The organism is Neopoerus faecalis, assembly GCF_029218125.1.
GTDB classification, from domain to species: Bacteria; Bacillota; Clostridia; order Oscillospirales; family Oscillospiraceae; genus Oscillibacter; species Oscillibacter faecalis_A.
The window spans coordinates 92,667-110,724 of the sequence record NZ_JARFXX010000006.1 but is presented as its reverse complement, the minus strand read 5'-3'; the positions used below and the strand labels follow the sequence as shown (position 1 = coordinate 110,724).

Here is an 18,058-nt window from a genome sequence, read left to right as displayed (position 1 = left end):
TATCCTATGCTTGTGCTAAGGGAAGGCACATTTTTCGTTCAGATTACATAAGCGATTTATTTTACCATGTAATTCCTTGCCTGTCAAGGGATTTTTCTTTTTATTTTGGAGAAAATACCGCTTATGACATAAAAACCGGCGGTACGCAGAGCTGCGTACCGCCGTTTTTCTTTCCCTATTTACTGATAGAGGTCCTCATCTGCGTAATCGCTGCACTCCCGCTTCGCCATGCGGCGCTCGCGGCAGCGCTCGGCAGCCTCGTAAATATCGCTCCAGCTCCCCACCATCAGGCAGACAAAGGCGCAGAACGCAAGGCCCGCAGCCACGGTTTTCAGCACAAAACGAGCAGTCTTTCCCATATCGTATTCCTCCTTGTCGGATTCTATATTAAATTCGGATACCGATATTATACACGGCTCGTCCCCGCTTTACAATCCCTTTTTCGCCCGCAGCGCCGCATTTTTTTCGTTTCACCGCTTTATCACCCGTTTTTGTTCACAAAAAATTTGCTGGACACTTTATATTTTTCGTGTTAGGCTTGTAACAATTTCCAGAAATCCGCAAATTTCCCCCGCTGGGCGTGCGGCCCGCACCGGGGGTGAAGCAAAAGGAGGCCTCTATGATGAATGAGGTCAAATCCCCGAAAAAGCCTCTGATTTTCTACTATCTGGTCGCCATGCTGCTGGTGATGCTGTTCAACTTCATCGCCATGCCGTGGCTGTCTCAGTACCAGATTCAAGAGGTAGACTACAACACCTTCGTTGACATGACGGAAAAGGGTGAGATCGACAAGGTGGAGATTCAAGAGCAGGATAACCGTATTCTGTTCACCGGCAAGGACGGAAAATCCATCTATAAAACCGCCATGATTTCCACAGACAGTCAACTGGTCCAACGCCTGCTGGATGCCGGCGTTTCCACCACCGGTGAAGAGATCGAGCAGACCTCTCTGCTGGTGCAGATTCTCGGTTGGGTGGCACCGATTCTGATTTTCATTGCGCTGGGCCAGTTTATGTCCCGGAAGCTGATAGAAAAAATGGGCGGCAGCAACTCCATGATGTTCAACATGGGCAAATCCAACGCCAAGGTCTATGTGAAGTCCGCTGAGGGCATCAAGTTTGACGATGTGGCCGGTGAGGACGAGGCCAAGGAAAACCTGACCGAGATCGTCAATTACCTCCATAACCCCAAGCAGTATCAGGAGATCGGCGCCTCCATGCCGAAGGGCGTGCTCCTTGTCGGCCCTCCGGGCACCGGCAAGACCATGCTGGCCAAGGCCGTAGCCGGCGAGGCCAATGTGCCCTTCTTCTCCATGTCCGGCTCCGAATTTGTGGAAATGTTTGTAGGCATGGGCGCCAGCAAGGTCCGTGACCTTTTCAAGCAGGCCAAGGAAAAGGCTCCCTGCATCGTGTTCATCGACGAGATCGACGCCATCGGCAAAAAGCGTGATGGTCAGATGGGCGGCAATGATGAGCGGGAGCAGACGCTGAACCAGCTCTTAACGGAGATGGATGGCTTTGATGGCAACACCGGCGTCATCATTCTGGCCGCCACCAACCGTCCCGAGTCCCTTGACCCCGCCCTGACCCGTCCCGGCCGGTTTGACCGCCGGGTGCCGGTGGAGCTGCCGGATTTGAAGGGCCGGGAGGCCATTTTGAAAGTCCACGCCAGGAAAATCAAGGTAGCGGACGATGTGGACTTCAACAAGGTAGCCCGCATGGCCTCCGGCGCCAGCGGCGCAGAGCTTGCCAACATTGTCAATGAGGCGGCGCTGCGGGCCGTTCGGGACGGGCGGAAGTTTGCCACGCAGTCCGACCTCGAGGAAAGCATTGAGGTGGTCATCGCCGGCTATCAGAAGAAGAACGCCATTCTCACCGACAAGGAAAAATGGACGGTAGCCTATCACGAGATCGGCCACGCCCTTGTGGCCGCCAAGCAGACCAATTCCGCCCCGGTGCAGAAGATCACCATCATCCCCCGCACCTCCGGCGCGCTGGGCTACACCATGCAGGTTGAGGAGGGCAACCACTACCTGATGACCAAGGAGGAAATCGAAAACAAGATCGCCACTCTTACCGGCGGCCGCGCCGCCGAGGAGGTCCGCTTCGGCGTGATTTCCACCGGCGCCTCCAATGACATTGAACAGGCCACGAAGCTGGCCCGGGCCATGGTGACCCGGTACGGCATGAGCGAGGATTTTGACATGGTGGCGCTGGAAACCGTTTCCAACCAGTACCTCGGCGGCGATGCCTCCCTTGCCTGCTCTGCCGAGACCCAGACCCAAATCGACCGCAGGGTGGTAGAGTTGGTCAAGACCGCTCACCAGAAGGCGATTCAAATTCTCATGGAAAACCGGGAGAAGCTGGACGAGCTTTCCCAGTACCTCTACCAGAAGGAGACCATCACCGGCGACGAGTTTATGAAAATTCTCAACGGCTGAGCCGATATGTAAAAAGGAACCCCGGCGTCTGCAAAAAGCAGACGCCGGGGTTTGTACTTTTACTCTACTGCGCGAAGTGTGACTATACAGGTGTCTATACACCTTATGCCTCGCTGCGGAAGCGGGCCAGAAAATCCCGGGTCTCCTGCCGCTGGGGATTGCCGAACACATCGGCGGGGCTCCCCTGCTCGCAGATGACACCCTGATGCATGAACACCACCTGAGAGCTGACATCCCGGGCAAAGGCCATTTCGTGGGTCACCACCAGCATCGTCATGCCCTCCCGGGCCAACGCCTGCATAACGGAGAGCACCTCGCCCACCATTTCCGGGTCCAGAGCGGAGGTAGGCTCATCGAACAGCAGCACCTCCGGGTCCATGGCCAGCGCCCGGGCAATGGCTACCCGCTGCTTCTGTCCGCCGGAGATCTGCCGGGGCTTTGCGTTGATGTAAGGGGCCATGCCGACCTTTTCCAGATACTTCATGGCCTGCTGCCGGGCTTCCTCTTTTCCGCGCTTTAAAACCTTCATCTGCCCCACCATGCAGTTCTGAAGCACCGTCATGTTGTTGAACAGGTTGAAGGACTGGAACACCATGCCTACATGGGAGCGGTACTCCGGGGCGTTGACCCCCCGGCCGGCCACATCCCGTCCGTGATAGAGAATCTCGCCGCTGCTGGGCGTTTCCAGCAGATTGATGCACCGCAGCAGCGTGGACTTACCAGAGCCAGAGGCGCCGATAATGGAAATGACATCGCCCTTTTTGACATTGAAATCAATGTCCCGCAGCACCTCATGGGAGCCGAAGGACTTGCCGAGATGGCGAATTTCCAGAATATTCTCACTCATTTCAGCGTCCCCCTCTCGTGCTGCCGTTGCGGTTCTTCAGGCCGATACGGATACGTTCTCTCTGCTCCTCGCCCTCGTACTCCTTATTCACCTCGTCAAAGGGCGTGCCCCGGTCGGGATGGCTGTAGGTCCCGGCAGCCATCACCAGCTGGTCGCCCTGCGCCAGCTCGTAACTGTCGGAGCCGTCCATGATTCTTTCCAGCAGCCGCAGCAAAACGGAGGCCACCAGCGTCAAAATCAGGTAGCCGATCATCTCAATGGCGGCAGAGGGGAAATACATATTGTTGATACCGACAATGTAGCGGTGAGCTGCAAAGAACTCCGTAAAGCTGATGATGAACATCACGGAGGTATCCTTTACATTGATGATATAGTTGTTGCCGATCTGGGGAATGATGTTGCGGATAGCCTGGGGCATAATGACGTTCACCATGGTCTGCACATGGGTCATGCCGATGGCCTTAGCACCCTCGGTCTGGCCGGGGTCAATAGAGATAATGCCGCCCCGGACGGACTCGGCCATATACGCGCCGGTGTTGACGGACACGATGAGAATGGCTGCGGTCCAGATATTGTCGAACCGCAGGGCATTATCCGTGAAATACGGCAGACCGTAGACAATGAACACCGCCTGCAGCACCATGGGCGTGCCCCGGAACACCTCTACATAGACGCGGATAATGACTCGCACCAGCTTCAGCAGAAAGCGCTTGGGCAGTGGGTCATTCTTCGCATAGGGGATGGTATTCAGCACACCGCACAAAAGGCCGATAAAACAGCCGATGGCCGTGGCCGCCAGTGCCAAAATCAGGGTATTCTTGATGCCGTTCAGGTACATGGGGCGGTATTTTCCCCACAGCAGGGCCATATCCTGTCCCAGCTTCACCAGTTTATCCATGGCAAACTCTCCAAATCATACAGATTGCTCCGTGAGCACAGATTTTTTCGCGCTTTGCGCGAAGCCGCTCCGTTGGGTTCCCTGGCAGCGCGGACGCCGCCGGGTGCCGTTTTAAATAGATGGGGGCCCATCGGGCCCCCATCCGAATTTGCTTAGACCTCGGGCTGGATGGAAATGGCCTCGTCCATCAAGGCATTGAAATCGTCCTCCGTCATGGTGGAGAGCACGGAGTTGATAGCCTCGGTCAGTTCAGTGTTGCCCTTCTGGACAGAGATGCCGATGTTCACGTTCTCGGCCCGCTCCTCCTCAGAGGCGAACTGGAAGTCACCGTCTGTGCCGGAGAAGTTCAAAATCTCCAGATTATCGTCCTTGGCAACAGCGGCCATGGCGGTGGGCATATCGGTGCAGACATAGTCCACAGTGCCGGTCTGGAGCTGCATGATCATCGCGGGAGCGCTGTCGGCAGGCGCCAGCAGATTGGTGTTTTCGATCTGGGGCAGGCAGGAGTCATACCAGATGGTACCGAACTGGGATGTGCAGGTACCGCCGGCCAGATCGGCAATAGAGGTGGCATTGGCGTACTGGCTGTCCTTGGTGGTCAGCACCACGATAGTAGCATAGTAGTAGGGACCAGCCATGTCCACCTCGGCCATCCGCTCGGCAGTCATGGACTGACCGGCGATGTTGGCGTCCATGGAACCGGCCTGAATGGCGGGGCACAGGGAATCCCATGCGGAAGAAACGATCTCCAGCTCCCAGCCGTTGGCCTCGGCGATCTTCTTGGCGATCATCACGTCATAGCCGTTGGCATACGCGCCGGGAACGTTGGAAATGGGGACCGCGCCGTTGGAATCGTCCATCTGCGTCCAGTTATAGGGGGCATAGGCGCACTCCATGCCGACGGTGAACACACCGTCCTCGCCCACGCCGCCGGAAGCGGTGGTATCGGCGGGGATCTCCGTCTCAGCGGGGGTGCTGTCGGCAGAATCGGTGCCGGTGCTGCTGTTGCTGCCGCCGCAGGCGGTGAGGGCCAGCGCCATGGTCAGGGCCAGAATCGCGCTCATCCATCTTCTTCTCATAATTGTCTCCTTCTTGTCCGGCGCTTCTGTTCCCCGCCGGCTGGGAAATGTAAAAAAATGAACCGCTTTGTCAAGCGGTCCATGGAATATACGGAAAACCGGCCCTGAAAAACGGGCCTCTCCGAACAGCCAATGATAGCGCTTCACAAAAAACTTGTGACAGTCCGGCAGATGTTCTCTGCCGACCCAGCACCCGGACAACAGGCATCGTCCAAGCACTTCGGCGGTGGCCCCTTTCCCTTCCCCGGCTGCTCTGGCCTTGCGGGAGGTACTGATGAATACCGCGCCTCTATCAAGCGATTCAATTTTGACTGCATTGTAGCGCGGCTTTTTCGTCTTGTCAACTCTTTTTCCGCATTTTGGATAAATTTGCACACATTGGCATAGGCATTCATATTTTTAGCCGCCATTATCGTGCAAATCGGCGGAAATATCTGTGTTTTCTCCCCCATCAACTGCCCCCTTGTCTTTTTTCGCCGGGAACCTTATAATATCAGTAACTCGAACCACCGCCGCGCCCGCGGCGAAAGGAGCATCCCATGAATGTCATCGTCATCGGCGGCGGCGCCTCCGGCCTCATGGCCGCCCTGACCGCCGCCCGAAACGGCCATGCCGTTACGCTGCTGGAGCGGCAGTCCCGGGTGGGACGCAAGCTGCTCTCCACCGGCAACGGCCGCTGCAACCTTACAAATCTCCACGTTGCCCCGGTACATTACCACGGGCTTTCCCCGGACTTCGTCCGCCCCGCGCTGGACGCCTTTGATACGGAGGCCGCGCTGGCGTTCTTTCACGGGCTGGGGCTTCTGACGGTGGCAGAGGACAGCGGCCGGGTCTACCCCTATTCCGATCAGGCCGGCAGTGTGCTGGACGTTCTGCGCTTTGCTGCCGATGCTGCCGGGGTCATTACCCGCACGGGCTTTGAGGTGGAGCAGCTACGCAGAACAAAGCACGGCTTTGCCGTGTCCTCTGCCGAGGAAACGCTGGCAGCGGACCGGGTCATCGTCTGCTGCGGCGGCATGGCCGGGGGCAAGCTGGGCGGCACCCGCAGCGGGTATCTCCTTTTGCAGTCCATGGGCCACAATATGACAAAGCTCTATCCCGCGCTGGTACAGGTCAAGACCGACACCACCTATGTCAAGGCCCTCAAGGGCGTCCGGGCCACCGGAGAGCTGACCCTCTGCCGGGGCCGGGACACCGTGGCCGAGAGCCGGGGCGAGGTGCAGTTCACGGAGTTTGGCGTCAGCGGCCCCGCCGTATTTGACCTTTCCCGCTCTGCCGCTGTGGAAAAGCCGCCCTTAACGCTCCACATTGACCTCCTGCCCCGGCTGTCCGCGGCGGACACGGAGGCGCTGCTGCGGCAGCGGGCCGCGCTCATGCCGGAGCTGACCACGGAAAATCTGCTGGCCGGAATGCTCCACAACCGCCTTGGGCGCACACTGCTGCGCTACGCCGGCTTTGGACTGACGGAGCCGGTCGCCGCTCTCGGTGCAGCGGAGCGGCAGCGCATTGCGGAGGCCATCCACGATTTTGCCCTGCCTGTTACCGGCGTTCTCGGCTTTGACGGGGCGCAGGTCACGGCCGGAGGCGTCCGCACGGACGAATTTGATCCGGAGACGCTGCAAAGCCGCCTGGTCCCCGGTCTCTACGCCGCCGGCGAGGTCCTTGATATTGACGGGGACTGCGGCGGCTACAACCTCCAATGGGCGTGGTCCAGCGGACATCTGGCCGGACAGCTTCGGCCCTGATCACAGAAAATAATTTTCGGAAGAAACCGTAAGGAGCAGCTATGAAACAGGAATTTATCCAGGTGGGCCGCATCGTCAACGCCCACGGCATCCGGGGTGAGGTGCGGGTGCAGCCCCGGCGGGTCTCCCCCGCGCTTCTCACCCGCTGCAAGACCTTTTACATTGACGGACAGGCCGTTGTCCCCACCGCCAATCATGTCCACAAGGACATGGTGCTGCTGAAGCTCCCCGGCGTGGACGATATGAACGCCGCACTGACCTATAAAGGAAAGCCGCTTTCTATCCGCCGCAGTGACATTACCCTGCCCGACGGGGAGTTCTTTGACGATGAGCTGCTGGGGCTGGAGGTATATGACTGCGACACCGGTGCCCTGCTGGGCACTCTGACAGCGGTAGATGAGTACCCCGCCAGCAAGGTCTACACCGTCAAGGGTGAGCGGGAGATCCTGATTCCCGCCGTGAAGGACGCCTTCATCCGCTCGGTGGATTTGGACGCGGGCCGCATGAACGTCAAGGTCTGGGAGGGAATGTAAATGGAAATGCAGATCGACATTCTCACCCTGTTTCCGGAATCCGTGGACGCCATGCTGAACGTCAGCATTCTGGGCCGGGCGCAGGAGCGGGGCTATATCGCCATCCGCACCCACCAGATCCGGGCCTACACCACCAACAAGCAGATGCAGGTGGACGATTATCCCTACGGCGGGGGCCGTGGTGCCGTGATGCAGGCAGACCCTCTGTTCCGCTGCTGGGAGCACGTTGTCAATACCTACGGCCCCGGCCGGACCATCTTCATGTCCCCCTGCGGCCGGACCTTCACCCAGTCCGTTGCCAGAGAACTGAAGGCCCGATATGACCACCTGATTCTGGTCTGCGGCCACTACGAGGGCATCGACCAGCGCTTTATTGACGAGTGTGTGGATGAGGAACTGTCCATGGGCGATTTTGTGCTCACCGGCGGCGAGATTCCCGCCATGGCGGTGGCGGACGCCGTGTGCCGCATGGTGCCCGGTGTTCTGCCGGACGCCGAGTGCTTTGAAGAGGAATCCCACTGGGCCGGTCTGCTGGAATACCCCCAGTATTCCCGGCCCGCCGTATGGCATGACCGGGCCGTACCGGAGATTCTGCTCTCCGGCGACCACGCCAAGGTGGCGGCGTGGCGGAAAAAGGAGAGCTATAAGCGCACCATGACCCGCCGCCCGGATTTGTTCGCGAATTTTGACGAATCGAAGCTCACCACCAAGGCGGAGCGGAAAATTTTACAGCAGGCAAAGGAGGAATTTGCGGCTGAGACTGTCCGCCGGGAGGAGCCTGACACCGAGGAATAAGTATCTGCACAGAGAAAGGAGCCCATGATGAAAAAGCGTGTACTTCTTACCCTTTGCGGCATTGCGGCACTGGCGGCAGCCATTGTCTGCCTGCCGGTTTCCCGTGAGATCAACACAACTGCCGCCGCCACGGAATACCGGCTGGATGACCCGGCCTACGCCGTGGAGCACACGGTCACCATTCAGGGCCGCGATGCCCGAAATCTGCTGGGCTATGGCCATTTTGAAGGTACGTTCGCTGTCAGTGGCTTTGAGAGCGGGCAGCCCGGCTGGATGATCTATACCGTCTTTTCCAATAAAAAGTCGCTTCGCACCACATACAGCAGCAACCCCAGCGGCGAGCCCTGCACCCGGGACCTTTTCTGTCTGTGGGCCAACCGGGACTGGTCGAGCTTTGCGGGACTGATCATGGAGGTCTCCGACAAGGCAGACAATTCCTCCACCGGAAACTTCGACCCTGACACGGGACGGTTTTTGGTCAGCGGTCCCGCCGACCGGGAGGCCGCCGTCGCCAAAGCGGCGGCGCTGTTCCGGAAGGACCCGTATTGGCACAGTCTCTTTCAACCGCCGAAGTCCTGACAGCTTGATAAAAACGATAAACAGGCCGGACGCTTTGCGTCCGGCCTGCTGCTATGTACCGGGTTTCAATTATTTCTGGAGCACTTTTCCGCGTCGATGGCCAACACCAGCATCAGCACCCGGAGGGCGTCGGCGGGGTTCACCACATCAATGACGTAGGTATCCGTCCAGTGGAACAGCTCCTTGGTAACGGTGGCCACCAGCGCGCCGCAGGGCTCCGTCACCTGATAGTCCCACTCCATGAAGCTGCCCTGCACCTGCCAGCCGTTGCAGTCGATATCAAAGCGCGGCGAAAAGAATGTGAACTCCTTCTGGATGCAGCCGATGCATTGGTCATGCTCATACAGCTCGAACTTCGGCAGGAACGTCAGCACCTTCTGCTGCACGGTGCCGATGTGATTCCCGGCAGCATCCAGAATGTGAAGGCAGTGGCCCCACGCCAGCTTGCCCTCCACAGTATAGACGGTGTTCCCCGCCTCGTCATAAATATCGTAGCTGTCAAACCACGAAAAAAATCTTTGCTTGAACAGCAGCTTCATCTTCTACCTCCTTACAGCAGAATGCCTCCGTCACTGTCATAATGGAACGAAGCGGAAAAATAAGCGGTCATAGCCCGAATCAGGTACGCGGTATCCGCCGCCCCCGCCGTTTCGCAAACGCTGTGCATGGCAAGCTGGGGCAGACCGATGTCCACCGTGGGAACGGAGAAGTGCGCTGTGGAGATATTCCCCAATGTGGAGCCGCCGGGCAGGTCCGCCCGGTTGCTGTAGCGCTGCACGGGAACATCCGCCCGTCGGCAGATGCTCTGAAACACAGCGGCGGACACGGTGTCCGTGGTATAGCGCTGGTTGGCGTTGTACTTGATGACAACGCCACCGCTCAGCACCGGAAACTCCCCCTGATCGGCGTACTCCGGGTGGGCGGGATGAATGGCGTGGGCGTTGTCCGCCGACACCATGAAGCTGTTGGCCACAGCGGCCCTCCATTCCTCCCGGCTCAGGCCGCAGCCATCGGCAATGCGCTCCAGCACATCGGTAAGGAAGGTGGAATCCGCTCCCTGACGGGTGTTGCTGCCCACCTCCTCGTTATTGAACACCGTCAGCACCGGCACGCTCTCCCCCGCCTTTGCCGCCAGAAAGCCCTCCATGCAGGCGAATACGCACTGAAGGTCATCCAGCCGGGGCGATACGATAAACTCGCCGTTCAGGCCTGTCTGCACGGCCCGGACACGGGGATAGAGGAACAGCTCTGTGGACAGCAGATGCTCCTCCCGCACACCCGCCGCCTGCGCGATGAGCCGGCGGAACGCGCCGGTCTCCTTGCCGCAGCCCAGCAGCGGCAGCAGGTCCACCGCCGGGTTCAGCGCCGTGCCCTTGTTCACGGTGCGGTCCATGTGAATAGCCACGGAGGGAATCACCAGCAGGTCCCGGTCGATGTTCACCAGCCGGGTCACAAGGCGCTCCCCCTGCCGGACCATTACCCGGCCCGCCACGGACAGCGGACGGTCCAGCCAGCCCCGCCAGATACCGCCGCCATACGGCTCCACGCTGAGGCGCAGCGTATCGCCGGGAGCGCGCACCTCCGCGTTTTCCCGGAGCTTGAACGTAGGCGAATCGTCATGGGCCGCCGCCAACAGAAAGCCCCGCGGCTTCCCCTCCGGCAACCGGAAGGCCATGAGGGCCGAATCGCCCCGAACCACAACATATAGTGTTCCCCGCTCCAGCCGCCACGGCTCTGATTCTCGCAGCTCCAAGGCTCCGGCCGCCTTGAGTGCCGCGCACACATTGGCCGCGGCGTGATAGCAGGTGGGGCTTTCATCCAAAAAACGAAGCAATTTCTGTGTGGTCTCCATTCTAATAAAGCCTCCCATGGGTTGATACCGGTATTATACCCTGTTTTTCTCTTGGGGTAAAGAGGGCCGCCAAACATTTCATGAAAATTCTGGTGAATCTCACAAATCTGAAAAATGTTATCCCGCCCCTCTTGCACCACCATATATTGTGTGCTATGATGCAATAGCTGCTAAATATATTGAGATGTTTTTACTTCACAGAAGCCTCATGCGCTTGACCGGCCTGTCCGCTCCGGAACGCTGTCCGCGCGTGAATTTTTATGTCTCTGCACAATAATACGGAGGAGAATGACCATGAAAGTTATTAAACGGAACGGTTCTGAGGTGTCCTTTGACATTGCGAAGATCATTGCGGCCATCACAAAGGCCAATGAAAGCGTGGACGAGGCCATTCGGATGACCCCTATGCAAATTCAGCGCATTGCGGAAAGCGTGGAGTTTTCCTGCCTGAAAATGAACCGTTCCCCCTCCGTGGAGGAAATACAAGATTTGGTGGAGTATCAGATCATGGCCCACGGCGCCTTTGAGGTGGCCAAGAACTATGTGACCTACCGCTACACCCGCTCTCTGGTCCGCCGCTCTAACACCACCGACGAGAAGATTCTCTCCCTCATTGAGTGCTGCAACGAGGAGGCCAAGCAGGAAAACGCCAACAAGAACCCGGTGGTGAACTCCACCCAGCGGGACTATATGGCCGGTGAGGTCAGCCGGGACATCACAGAGCGCATTCTGCTGCCCCAGGAGATCGTGGACGCTCACCGGGAGGGCATCATCCACTTCCATGACGCGGATTACTTCGCCCAGCACATGCACAACTGCGACCTTGTGAATCTGGAGGATATGCTGCAAAACGGCACCGTCATCACCGGCACGCTCATTGAGCGGCCCCACAGCTTTGCCACCGCCTGCAACATCGCCACGCAGATCGTGGCGCAGGTGGCCTCCAACCAGTACGGCGGCCAGTCTATTTCCCTGACCCACCTCGCCCCCTTCGTAGAGGTGAGCCGCCAGAAGATTCGCCGGATCGTAGAAACCGAAATGGCCTCCATCGGCGCCGACCCCGGCGAGGAGAAAATTTCCGAGCTGGTGGAGACCCGGCTGCGGGAGGAAATTCGCCGGGGCGTACAGACCATCCAGTATCAGGTGGTCACACTGCTGACTACGAATGGACAAGCCCCCTTCATCACCGTCTTCATGTATCTCAACGAGGCCCGGAACGAGCGGGAAAAGCGTGACCTTGCCATGATTGTTGAGGAAATGCTGCTCCAGCGCTATCAGGGTGTGAAAAATGAGGATGGTGTCTGGGTCACTCCCGCTTTCCCCAAGCTCATTTACGTGCTGGAGGATGACAACATCACCGAGGATTCTCCCTACTGGTACCTCACGGAGCTGGCCGCCAAGTGCACCGCCCGCCGCATGGTGCCGGACTACATCTCCGAAAAGAAGATGCGGGAGCTGAAGGGCGATGTGTATACCTGCATGGGCTGCCGCTCCTTCCTGACGCCGGACCGCTTCACCGACGCCGGTGTGGGCAACATCGCCAACGCCAAGAATTATGAGCCGGGAAAGCACAAATACTATGGCCGCTTCAATCAGGGTGTGGTCACAATCAATCTGCCGGATGTGGCGCTGTCCTCCGGCGGCAATATGGAAAAGTTCTGGAATATTTTTGAAGACCGTCTGGAGCTGTGCCACCGGGCTCTCCAGTGCCGCCACGAGCGGCTCAAGGGCACGCTGTCGGACTCCGCGCCGATTCTCTGGCAATACGGCGCGCTGGCGCGGCTGAAGAAGGGCGAGACCATCGACCGCCTGCTCTATGACGGTTACTCCACGATTTCTCTTGGCTATGCCGGCCTTTACGAGTGCGTGAAGTACATGACGGGCAAGAGCCACACCGACCCCTCCGCCACGCCCTTTGCCCTGTCCATCATGCAGAAGATGAATGACAAATGCACCGAATGGAAAAAGGCCGAAAATATCGACTACTCCCTGTACGGCACGCCGCTGGAATCCACCACCTACAAATTTGCCAAGTGCCTCCAGCGCCGCTTTGGCATCATCCCCGGCATCACGGACAAGGGCTACATCACCAACAGCTACCATGTCCATGTCACTGAGAATATCAACGCCTTTGACAAGCTGAAATTCGAGGCCCAGTTCCAGCACCTCTCCCCCGGCGGTGCCATCAGCTATGTAGAGGTGCCGGATATGCAGAACAACATCCCCGCCGTGCTGGAGGTCATGAAATTCATTTATGACAACATCATCTACGCCGAACTGAACACCAAGAGCGATTACTGTCAGGTCTGCGGCTGGGACGGTGAAATTCAGATCGTTGAAGATAACGGCAAGCTCATCTGGCGCTGCCCCAAGTGCGGCAACACCGATCAGGACAAGATGAATGTGGCCCGCCGCACCTGTGGCTACATCGGCACCCAGTTCTGGAATCAGGGCCGGACGCAGGAAATTCGCGACCGCGTCCTCCATCTGTAAGGAGCGGTCATGTACTACGGTGAAATCAAAAACTGCGACATTGCCAACGGCGAGGGCGTCCGGGTAACGCTGTTCGTTTCCGGCTGCACCAATCACTGCAAAAGCTGCTTTCAGCCCCAGACATGGGACTTCTGCTATGGCCAGCCCTTTACAGAGGAATCGGAGCAGGAGATTCTAAAGCTCCTTGCCCCCTCCTATATCAGTGGGCTCACACTTCTGGGCGGCGAGCCCTTTGAGCCGGAGAACCAGCGGGCGCTGCTGCCCTTTGTGCGCCGCGTCCGGGCACGCTATCCGGAGAAAACCATCTGGGCCTTCTCCGGCTTTACCCTTGAGGAGCTGCGGCAGGAGGGGGCACACCCCCACTGTGAGGTGACGGAGGAGCTGCTTAGCCTGCTGGACGTATTGGTGGACGGACGCTTTGTAGAGGAGCTGAAGGACATTTCTCTGCGCTTTCGCGGCTCCCGCAATCAGCGGTTGATCGACATGAAGCAAACTCTGGCGGCGGGCCATATCGTCCTGCTGCCGGACCTGGACCGGCACGCCGGTCAGCAATAAGGAGGCATTTTCCATGGTCACGATGGCACAGCGCATTGAAGAACTCAGAACGAAAAAAGGTATCAGCCGCCCTGCTCTGGCAGCGGCACTGGGACTGCCCCGGCTGTCTGTAGAAAAATTTGAGACCGGGCGGCAGACACCTACGCAGGAGCAGCAGCAAAAATTAGCCGCCGCCTTCGGCGTTTCCCTTTCCTATCTCCGGGGTGAAACGGATGACCCCACCAGCATGGATAACTGGCTCAGCGGTGCCTTGCCGCAGGAGGAGCCTGTCAGCATCCCCAAGGCGGTCCGGCGGGCCACCGCGGCCGTTGTGGCGCAGTCCGGTGACAATGGTAAAAATGATGGCGGCGCCGTATTCGGCGCGCTGCTGAAAAGTGATTCCTTCAAGGCTCTGGTGCGGGAGACTGTACTGGAGGTTCTGAAATCGCCGGAGGGACAAGCCCTTTTGTCCAAGGCCGCGAAAAAGTAAAGGAAACGCGCCTCTGCCAAATAGCAGAGGCGCGTTTTTATGCAAGTACACCTACAATAAGTAGCTCACAAACTTATAAGGATAAGTACACTCGTCTATTAACACCGGTATGCCCAGAGCCAATGGCTCCGCCCTTTTACCCGCCAAATAAGGTCATTCATACGGGAACAATGGACTTTGCCGCTGCATCGAAGACACCTGTTCCATAAAAGTAATTTTTCAGGTCATAGTGCGTCCTACTATGTGTGTTACTATGTGTCTCAAGCAGCCCATTCTATATCTTTCGGGTAAAATCGTCATATTAAGCGCAAAAAAGGACTGCCGCAATGCGGCAGTCCTTTTCATGAGTCAAAATTACTCGTCGATCTCGATAACAACGCCGGAACCAACGGTACGGCCACCCTCACGGATAGCGAAACGCAGGCCCTTCTCGATAGCGATCGGGGTGATCAGCTCGACCTTCATGTCGACGTTATCGCCGGGCATGCACATCTCGGTGCCCTCGGGCAGAGTGATGACGCCGGTCACGTCGGTGGTACGGAAGTAGAACTGAGGACGATAGTTATTGAAGAAAGGAGTGTGACGGCCACCCTCGTCCTTGGTCAGAACGTAAACCTGGCCAACGAACTTGGTGTGGGGGTGAATGGAACCGGGCTTGGACAGAACCTGACCACGCTCAACACCCTGACGGTCGATACCACGCAGCAGAGCGCCGATGTTATCGCCGGCCTCGGCGTAATCCAGCAGCTTGTGGAACATCTCGATACCGGTAACAACGGTCTTCTTCTTCTCGTCGGACAGGCCCACGATCTCGACTTCCTCGGAGAGCTTCAGCTGGCCACGCTCCACACGGCCGGTAGCAACGGTACCACGGCCGGAGATGGTGAAGACGTCCTCAACGGGCATCAGGAAGGGCATATCGGCCTTACGGTCGGGAGTGGGGATATAATCGTCAACAGCGTCCATCAGCTCCTTGATGCAGGCATACTCGGGAGCGTTGGGATCGGTGGACTCGGAAATCAGGGCGTTCAGAGCGGAGCCCTTGATGATGGGGATATCATCGCCGGGGAAGTTGTAGGTGCTCAGCAGCTCGCGGACTTCCATCTCGACCAGCTCCAGCAGCTCCTCATCGTCAACCTGATCGCACTTGTTCAGGAACACGACCATGGCGGGCACGCCGACCTGACGGGCCAGCAGGATGTGCTCACGGGTCTGAGCCATGGGGCCATCGGTAGCAGCGATAACCAGAATAGCACCGTCCATCTGAGCAGCGCCGGTGATCATGTTCTTGATATAGTCGGCGTGGCCCGGGCAGTCAACGTGAGCATAGTGACGCTTCTCGGTCTCATACTCAACGTGAGCGGTGTTGATGGTAATGCCGCGCTCCTTCTCCTCGGGAGCCTTATCGATGCTGTCATAAGCCTCGAACTCGGCCTTGCCCTGCAGGGACAGCCACTTGGTGATAGCGGCGGTCAGAGTGGTCTTGCCGTGGTCAACATGGCCGATGGTGCCGATGTTAACATGGGGCTTGGTTCTTTCAAATTTCTGCTTAGCCATTTGAAAATCCTCCTAATTCATGTTGATAAAATGGTTGTTGTTAGCGGTGCGTTTCATAGCACCGTTTATTTTACAATACTTTGCAAGGAAAAGCAAGACCTGAATTATTCAGCCTTCTTGCCGCGCTCCTCAACGATCTTGTCGCGAATGCTCTTGGGAATTTCAGCATAGCTGTGAGGCTCCATGGTGTACTGACCACGGCCCTGCGTGTTGGAACGCAGATCGGTGGCGTAACCGAACATATTGGCCAGAGGCACCAGAGCGTCCACCTGCTGTGCGCCGGGACGAGCCTCCTGACCCTGAATCTGGCCGCGGCGAGAGGTCAGATCGCCGATAACGGTGCCCAAATACTCATCGGGCACAATGACGGAGACCTTCATGATGGGCTCCAGCAGAACGGGATCCGCCTTGCGCATAGCCTCCTTGAAGGCCATGGAACCGGCGATCTTAAACGCCATTTCAGAGGAGTCGACCTCGTGATAGGAGCCATCGTACAGCGTGACCTTGACATCCACCACGGGGAAGCCTGCCACCACGCCGGACTGCAGGGCACCCTGAATACCAGCATCGACAGCGGGAATGAACTCCTTGGGGATGGCACCGCCGACAACGGCATTGACAAACTCGTAGCCCTTGCCGGACTCGTTGGGCTCCACAGTGATCTTGACATGGCCGTACTGACCGGAACCACCGCTCTGGCGCTTGTACTTGGTATCCTGATCCACCTTCTTGCGGACAGTCTCCTTGTAAGCGACCTGCGGTGCGCCGACATTGGCCTCCACCTTGAACTCGCGCAGCAGACGGTCAACGATGATCTCCAGATGCAGCTCGCCCATGCCGGCGATGATTGTCTGTCCCGTCTCCTCATCGGTGTAGGTCTTGAACGTGGGGTCCTCCTCAGCCAGCTTCACCAGCGCAAGGCCCATCTTCTCCTGACCGGCCTTGGTCTTGGGCTCGATGGCAACGCGGATAACGGGCTCGGGGAAGTCCATGGACTCCAGAATCACAGGAGCCTTCTCATCGCACAGCGTATCGCCGGTGGTGGTATTCTTCAGGCCCACGGCAGCGGCGATATCGCCGGCCCAGACCTCTTCGATGTCCTCACGGTGATTGGCGTGCATCTGCAGAATACGGCCCATGCGCTCCTTCTGGTTCTTCACGCTGTTGAGCACGGAGGAACCGGTGGTCAGGTGACCGGAGTACACACGGAAGAAGCTCAGACGGCCCACATAGGGGTCAGTCATGATCTTGAAGGCCAGAGCGGAGAACGGCTCATCATCGCTGGGATGACGGTCCTCCTCCTCATCGGTCTTGGGGTTGACGCCCTTGATAGCGGGAACGTCATTGGGTGCGGGCATATAGTCCACGATAGCGTCCAGCAGCTTCTGAACGCCCTTGTTGCGGTAGGAGGTACCGCAGGTGATGGGCACCATCTCGTTGGCGATGGTCGCCTGACGGATGGCCTTGCGGATGCGGTCCTGCGCGATCTCCTTGCCCTCCAGATAGTCCTCCATAATGGAGTCATCGAACATGGAGACAGCGTCCAGGAGCTTTTCGCGGTACTCGTTGGCCAGATCCACCATATCGGCGGGAATGGCCTCAACGCGCATATCCTTGCCCATCTCATCATAATAGATGTCGGCGTCCATCTCCACCAGGTCGATGATACCCTTGAAGGTATCCTCAGCGCCGATAGGCAGCTGGATGGGGACAGCGTTGCACTTGAGACGGTCATGAATCATGTGCAGAACGTTGTAGAAGTCCGCGCCCATGATATCCATCTTGTTGACGTAAATCATGCGGGGGACCTTGTACTCGTCAGCCTGACGCCACACGGTCTCAGACTGGGGCTCCACGCCGCCCTTGGCGCACAGAACGGTCACAGAACCGTCCAGCACGCGCAGGGAACGCTGGACCTCAACGGTGAAGTCCACGTGGCCCGGGGTGTCGATGATGTTGATACGGGTGGAAGGGAACTGATTCTTGGAACCCTTCCAGAAGCAGGTGGTAGCAGCGGACGTAATGGTGATGCCGCGCTCCTGCTCCTGCGCCATCCAGTCCATGGTGGCGGTACCGTCATGGGTCTCACCGATCTTGTAGTTCACGCCGGTGTAGTACAGAATACGCTCGGTCGTGGTGGTCTTACCGGCATCGATGTGTGCCATGATACCGATATTGCGAACGTCTTTCAGCGGTGTTTTTCTCGGCATACTCTA

General features: G+C 58.0%; 16 protein-coding genes and 1 riboswitch. Of the genes, 8 read left to right on the top strand and 8 right to left on the bottom strand.

Annotated features, from left to right (window positions below):
• Positions 1–179: 179 nt before the first annotated feature.
• Entirely contained in the window at positions 180–359 is a 180-nt protein-coding gene (locus PY311_RS08670) for a hypothetical protein (protein ID WP_286148281.1), read from the bottom strand.
• A 263-nt stretch (positions 360–622) separates the two neighbouring features.
• Between PY311_RS08670 and ftsH the strand changes: the two genes are divergently transcribed.
• Positions 623–2,440 carry an ATP-dependent zinc metalloprotease FtsH gene (gene ftsH, locus PY311_RS08665; RefSeq protein WP_286148355.1) on the top strand — a complete coding sequence of 606 codons (1,818 nt, stop codon included), beginning with the start codon at positions 623–625 and terminating at the stop codon, positions 2,438–2,440.
• 103 nt (positions 2,441–2,543) lie between these two features.
• Here the strand turns inward: ftsH and PY311_RS08660 are convergent, their stop codons facing one another.
• The 3 genes from PY311_RS08660 to PY311_RS08650 all read right to left on the bottom strand — a co-directional run bounded on the left by PY311_RS08660 (position 2,544) and on the right by PY311_RS08650 (position 5,264).
• Positions 2,544–3,287 (bottom strand): amino acid ABC transporter ATP-binding protein, encoded by a 744-nt coding sequence (locus PY311_RS08660; protein ID WP_286148279.1) that lies wholly within the window; start codon positions 3,285–3,287, stop codon positions 2,544–2,546.
• A 1-nt stretch (position 3,288) separates the two neighbouring features.
• Positions 3,289–4,185, bottom strand: coding sequence for an amino acid ABC transporter permease (locus tag PY311_RS08655; protein WP_286148278.1), 897 nt, complete (start codon positions 4,183–4,185; stop codon positions 3,289–3,291).
• A 152-nt stretch (positions 4,186–4,337) separates the two neighbouring features.
• On the bottom strand, positions 4,338–5,264 hold the full coding sequence (locus tag PY311_RS08650; protein ID WP_286148277.1) for a transporter substrate-binding domain-containing protein: 927 nt from the start codon (positions 5,262–5,264) through the stop codon (positions 4,338–4,340).
• A 128-nt stretch (positions 5,265–5,392) separates the two neighbouring features.
• Positions 5,393–5,564, bottom strand: a riboswitch (Lysine riboswitch).
• A gap of 239 nt (positions 5,565–5,803) precedes the next feature.
• On the opposite strand from PY311_RS08650, the gene PY311_RS08645 reads away from it, so the two are divergent.
• From PY311_RS08645 to PY311_RS08630, 4 genes are read left to right on the top strand one after another with little or no spacing between them, the layout of a single operon-like run.
• On the top strand, positions 5,804–7,009 hold the full coding sequence (locus PY311_RS08645; protein WP_286148276.1) for a BaiN/RdsA family NAD(P)/FAD-dependent oxidoreductase: 1,206 nt from the start codon (positions 5,804–5,806) through the stop codon (positions 7,007–7,009).
• A gap of 41 nt (positions 7,010–7,050) precedes the next feature.
• Positions 7,051–7,542, top strand: coding sequence for a ribosome maturation factor RimM (gene rimM / locus PY311_RS08640; RefSeq protein WP_286148275.1), 492 nt, complete (start codon positions 7,051–7,053; stop codon positions 7,540–7,542).
• Positions 7,543–7,548: 6 nt separating this feature from the next.
• Positions 7,549–8,337 carry a tRNA (guanosine(37)-N1)-methyltransferase TrmD gene (trmD, locus tag PY311_RS08635; protein ID WP_286148354.1) on the top strand — a complete coding sequence of 263 codons (789 nt, stop codon included), beginning with the start codon at positions 7,549–7,551 and terminating at the stop codon, positions 8,335–8,337.
• A gap of 27 nt (positions 8,338–8,364) precedes the next feature.
• Complete coding sequence (locus tag PY311_RS08630; RefSeq protein ID WP_286148274.1) at positions 8,365–8,916, top strand: hypothetical protein; 552 nt, start codon at positions 8,365–8,367, stop codon at positions 8,914–8,916.
• Positions 8,917–8,981: 65 nt separating this feature from the next.
• On the opposite strand, the gene PY311_RS08625 is transcribed toward PY311_RS08630, so the two are convergent.
• Both PY311_RS08625 and PY311_RS08620 read right to left on the bottom strand, forming a co-directional pair.
• Positions 8,982–9,455 (bottom strand): LURP-one-related/scramblase family protein, encoded by a 474-nt coding sequence (locus PY311_RS08625; protein WP_286148273.1) that lies wholly within the window; start codon positions 9,453–9,455, stop codon positions 8,982–8,984.
• A gap of 11 nt (positions 9,456–9,466) precedes the next feature.
• Positions 9,467–10,768, bottom strand: coding sequence for a M18 family aminopeptidase (locus tag PY311_RS08620; RefSeq protein ID WP_286148272.1), 1,302 nt, complete (start codon positions 10,766–10,768; stop codon positions 9,467–9,469).
• Between the two features lie 294 nt (positions 10,769–11,062).
• Here PY311_RS08620 and nrdD point away from each other — a divergent pair, with 294 nt between their 5' ends.
• The 3 genes from nrdD to PY311_RS08605 are packed head-to-tail and all read left to right on the top strand — an operon-like array spanning position 11,063 to position 14,285.
• Complete coding sequence (nrdD, locus tag PY311_RS08615) at positions 11,063–13,261, top strand: anaerobic ribonucleoside-triphosphate reductase (RefSeq protein WP_286148271.1); 2,199 nt, start codon at positions 11,063–11,065, stop codon at positions 13,259–13,261.
• Positions 13,262–13,270: 9 nt separating this feature from the next.
• Positions 13,271–13,816 (top strand): anaerobic ribonucleoside-triphosphate reductase activating protein, encoded by a 546-nt coding sequence (nrdG, locus tag PY311_RS08610; RefSeq protein WP_286148270.1) that lies wholly within the window; start codon positions 13,271–13,273, stop codon positions 13,814–13,816.
• A 13-nt stretch (positions 13,817–13,829) separates the two neighbouring features.
• Entirely contained in the window at positions 13,830–14,285 is a 456-nt protein-coding gene (locus PY311_RS08605) for a helix-turn-helix domain-containing protein (RefSeq protein ID WP_286148269.1), read from the top strand.
• A 354-nt stretch (positions 14,286–14,639) separates the two neighbouring features.
• Here PY311_RS08605 and tuf read toward each other — a convergent pair whose 3' ends face one another.
• Both tuf and fusA read right to left on the bottom strand, forming a co-directional pair.
• The gene (gene tuf, locus PY311_RS08600; RefSeq protein ID WP_286148268.1) at positions 14,640–15,842 is read right to left on the bottom strand and encodes an elongation factor Tu; all 1,203 of its coding nucleotides are present in this window, start codon (positions 15,840–15,842) and stop codon (positions 14,640–14,642) included.
• A 104-nt stretch (positions 15,843–15,946) separates the two neighbouring features.
• Entirely contained in the window at positions 15,947–18,052 is a 2,106-nt protein-coding gene (gene fusA, locus PY311_RS08595) for an elongation factor G (RefSeq protein ID WP_286148267.1), read from the bottom strand.
• Positions 18,053–18,058 lie beyond the last annotated feature (6 nt).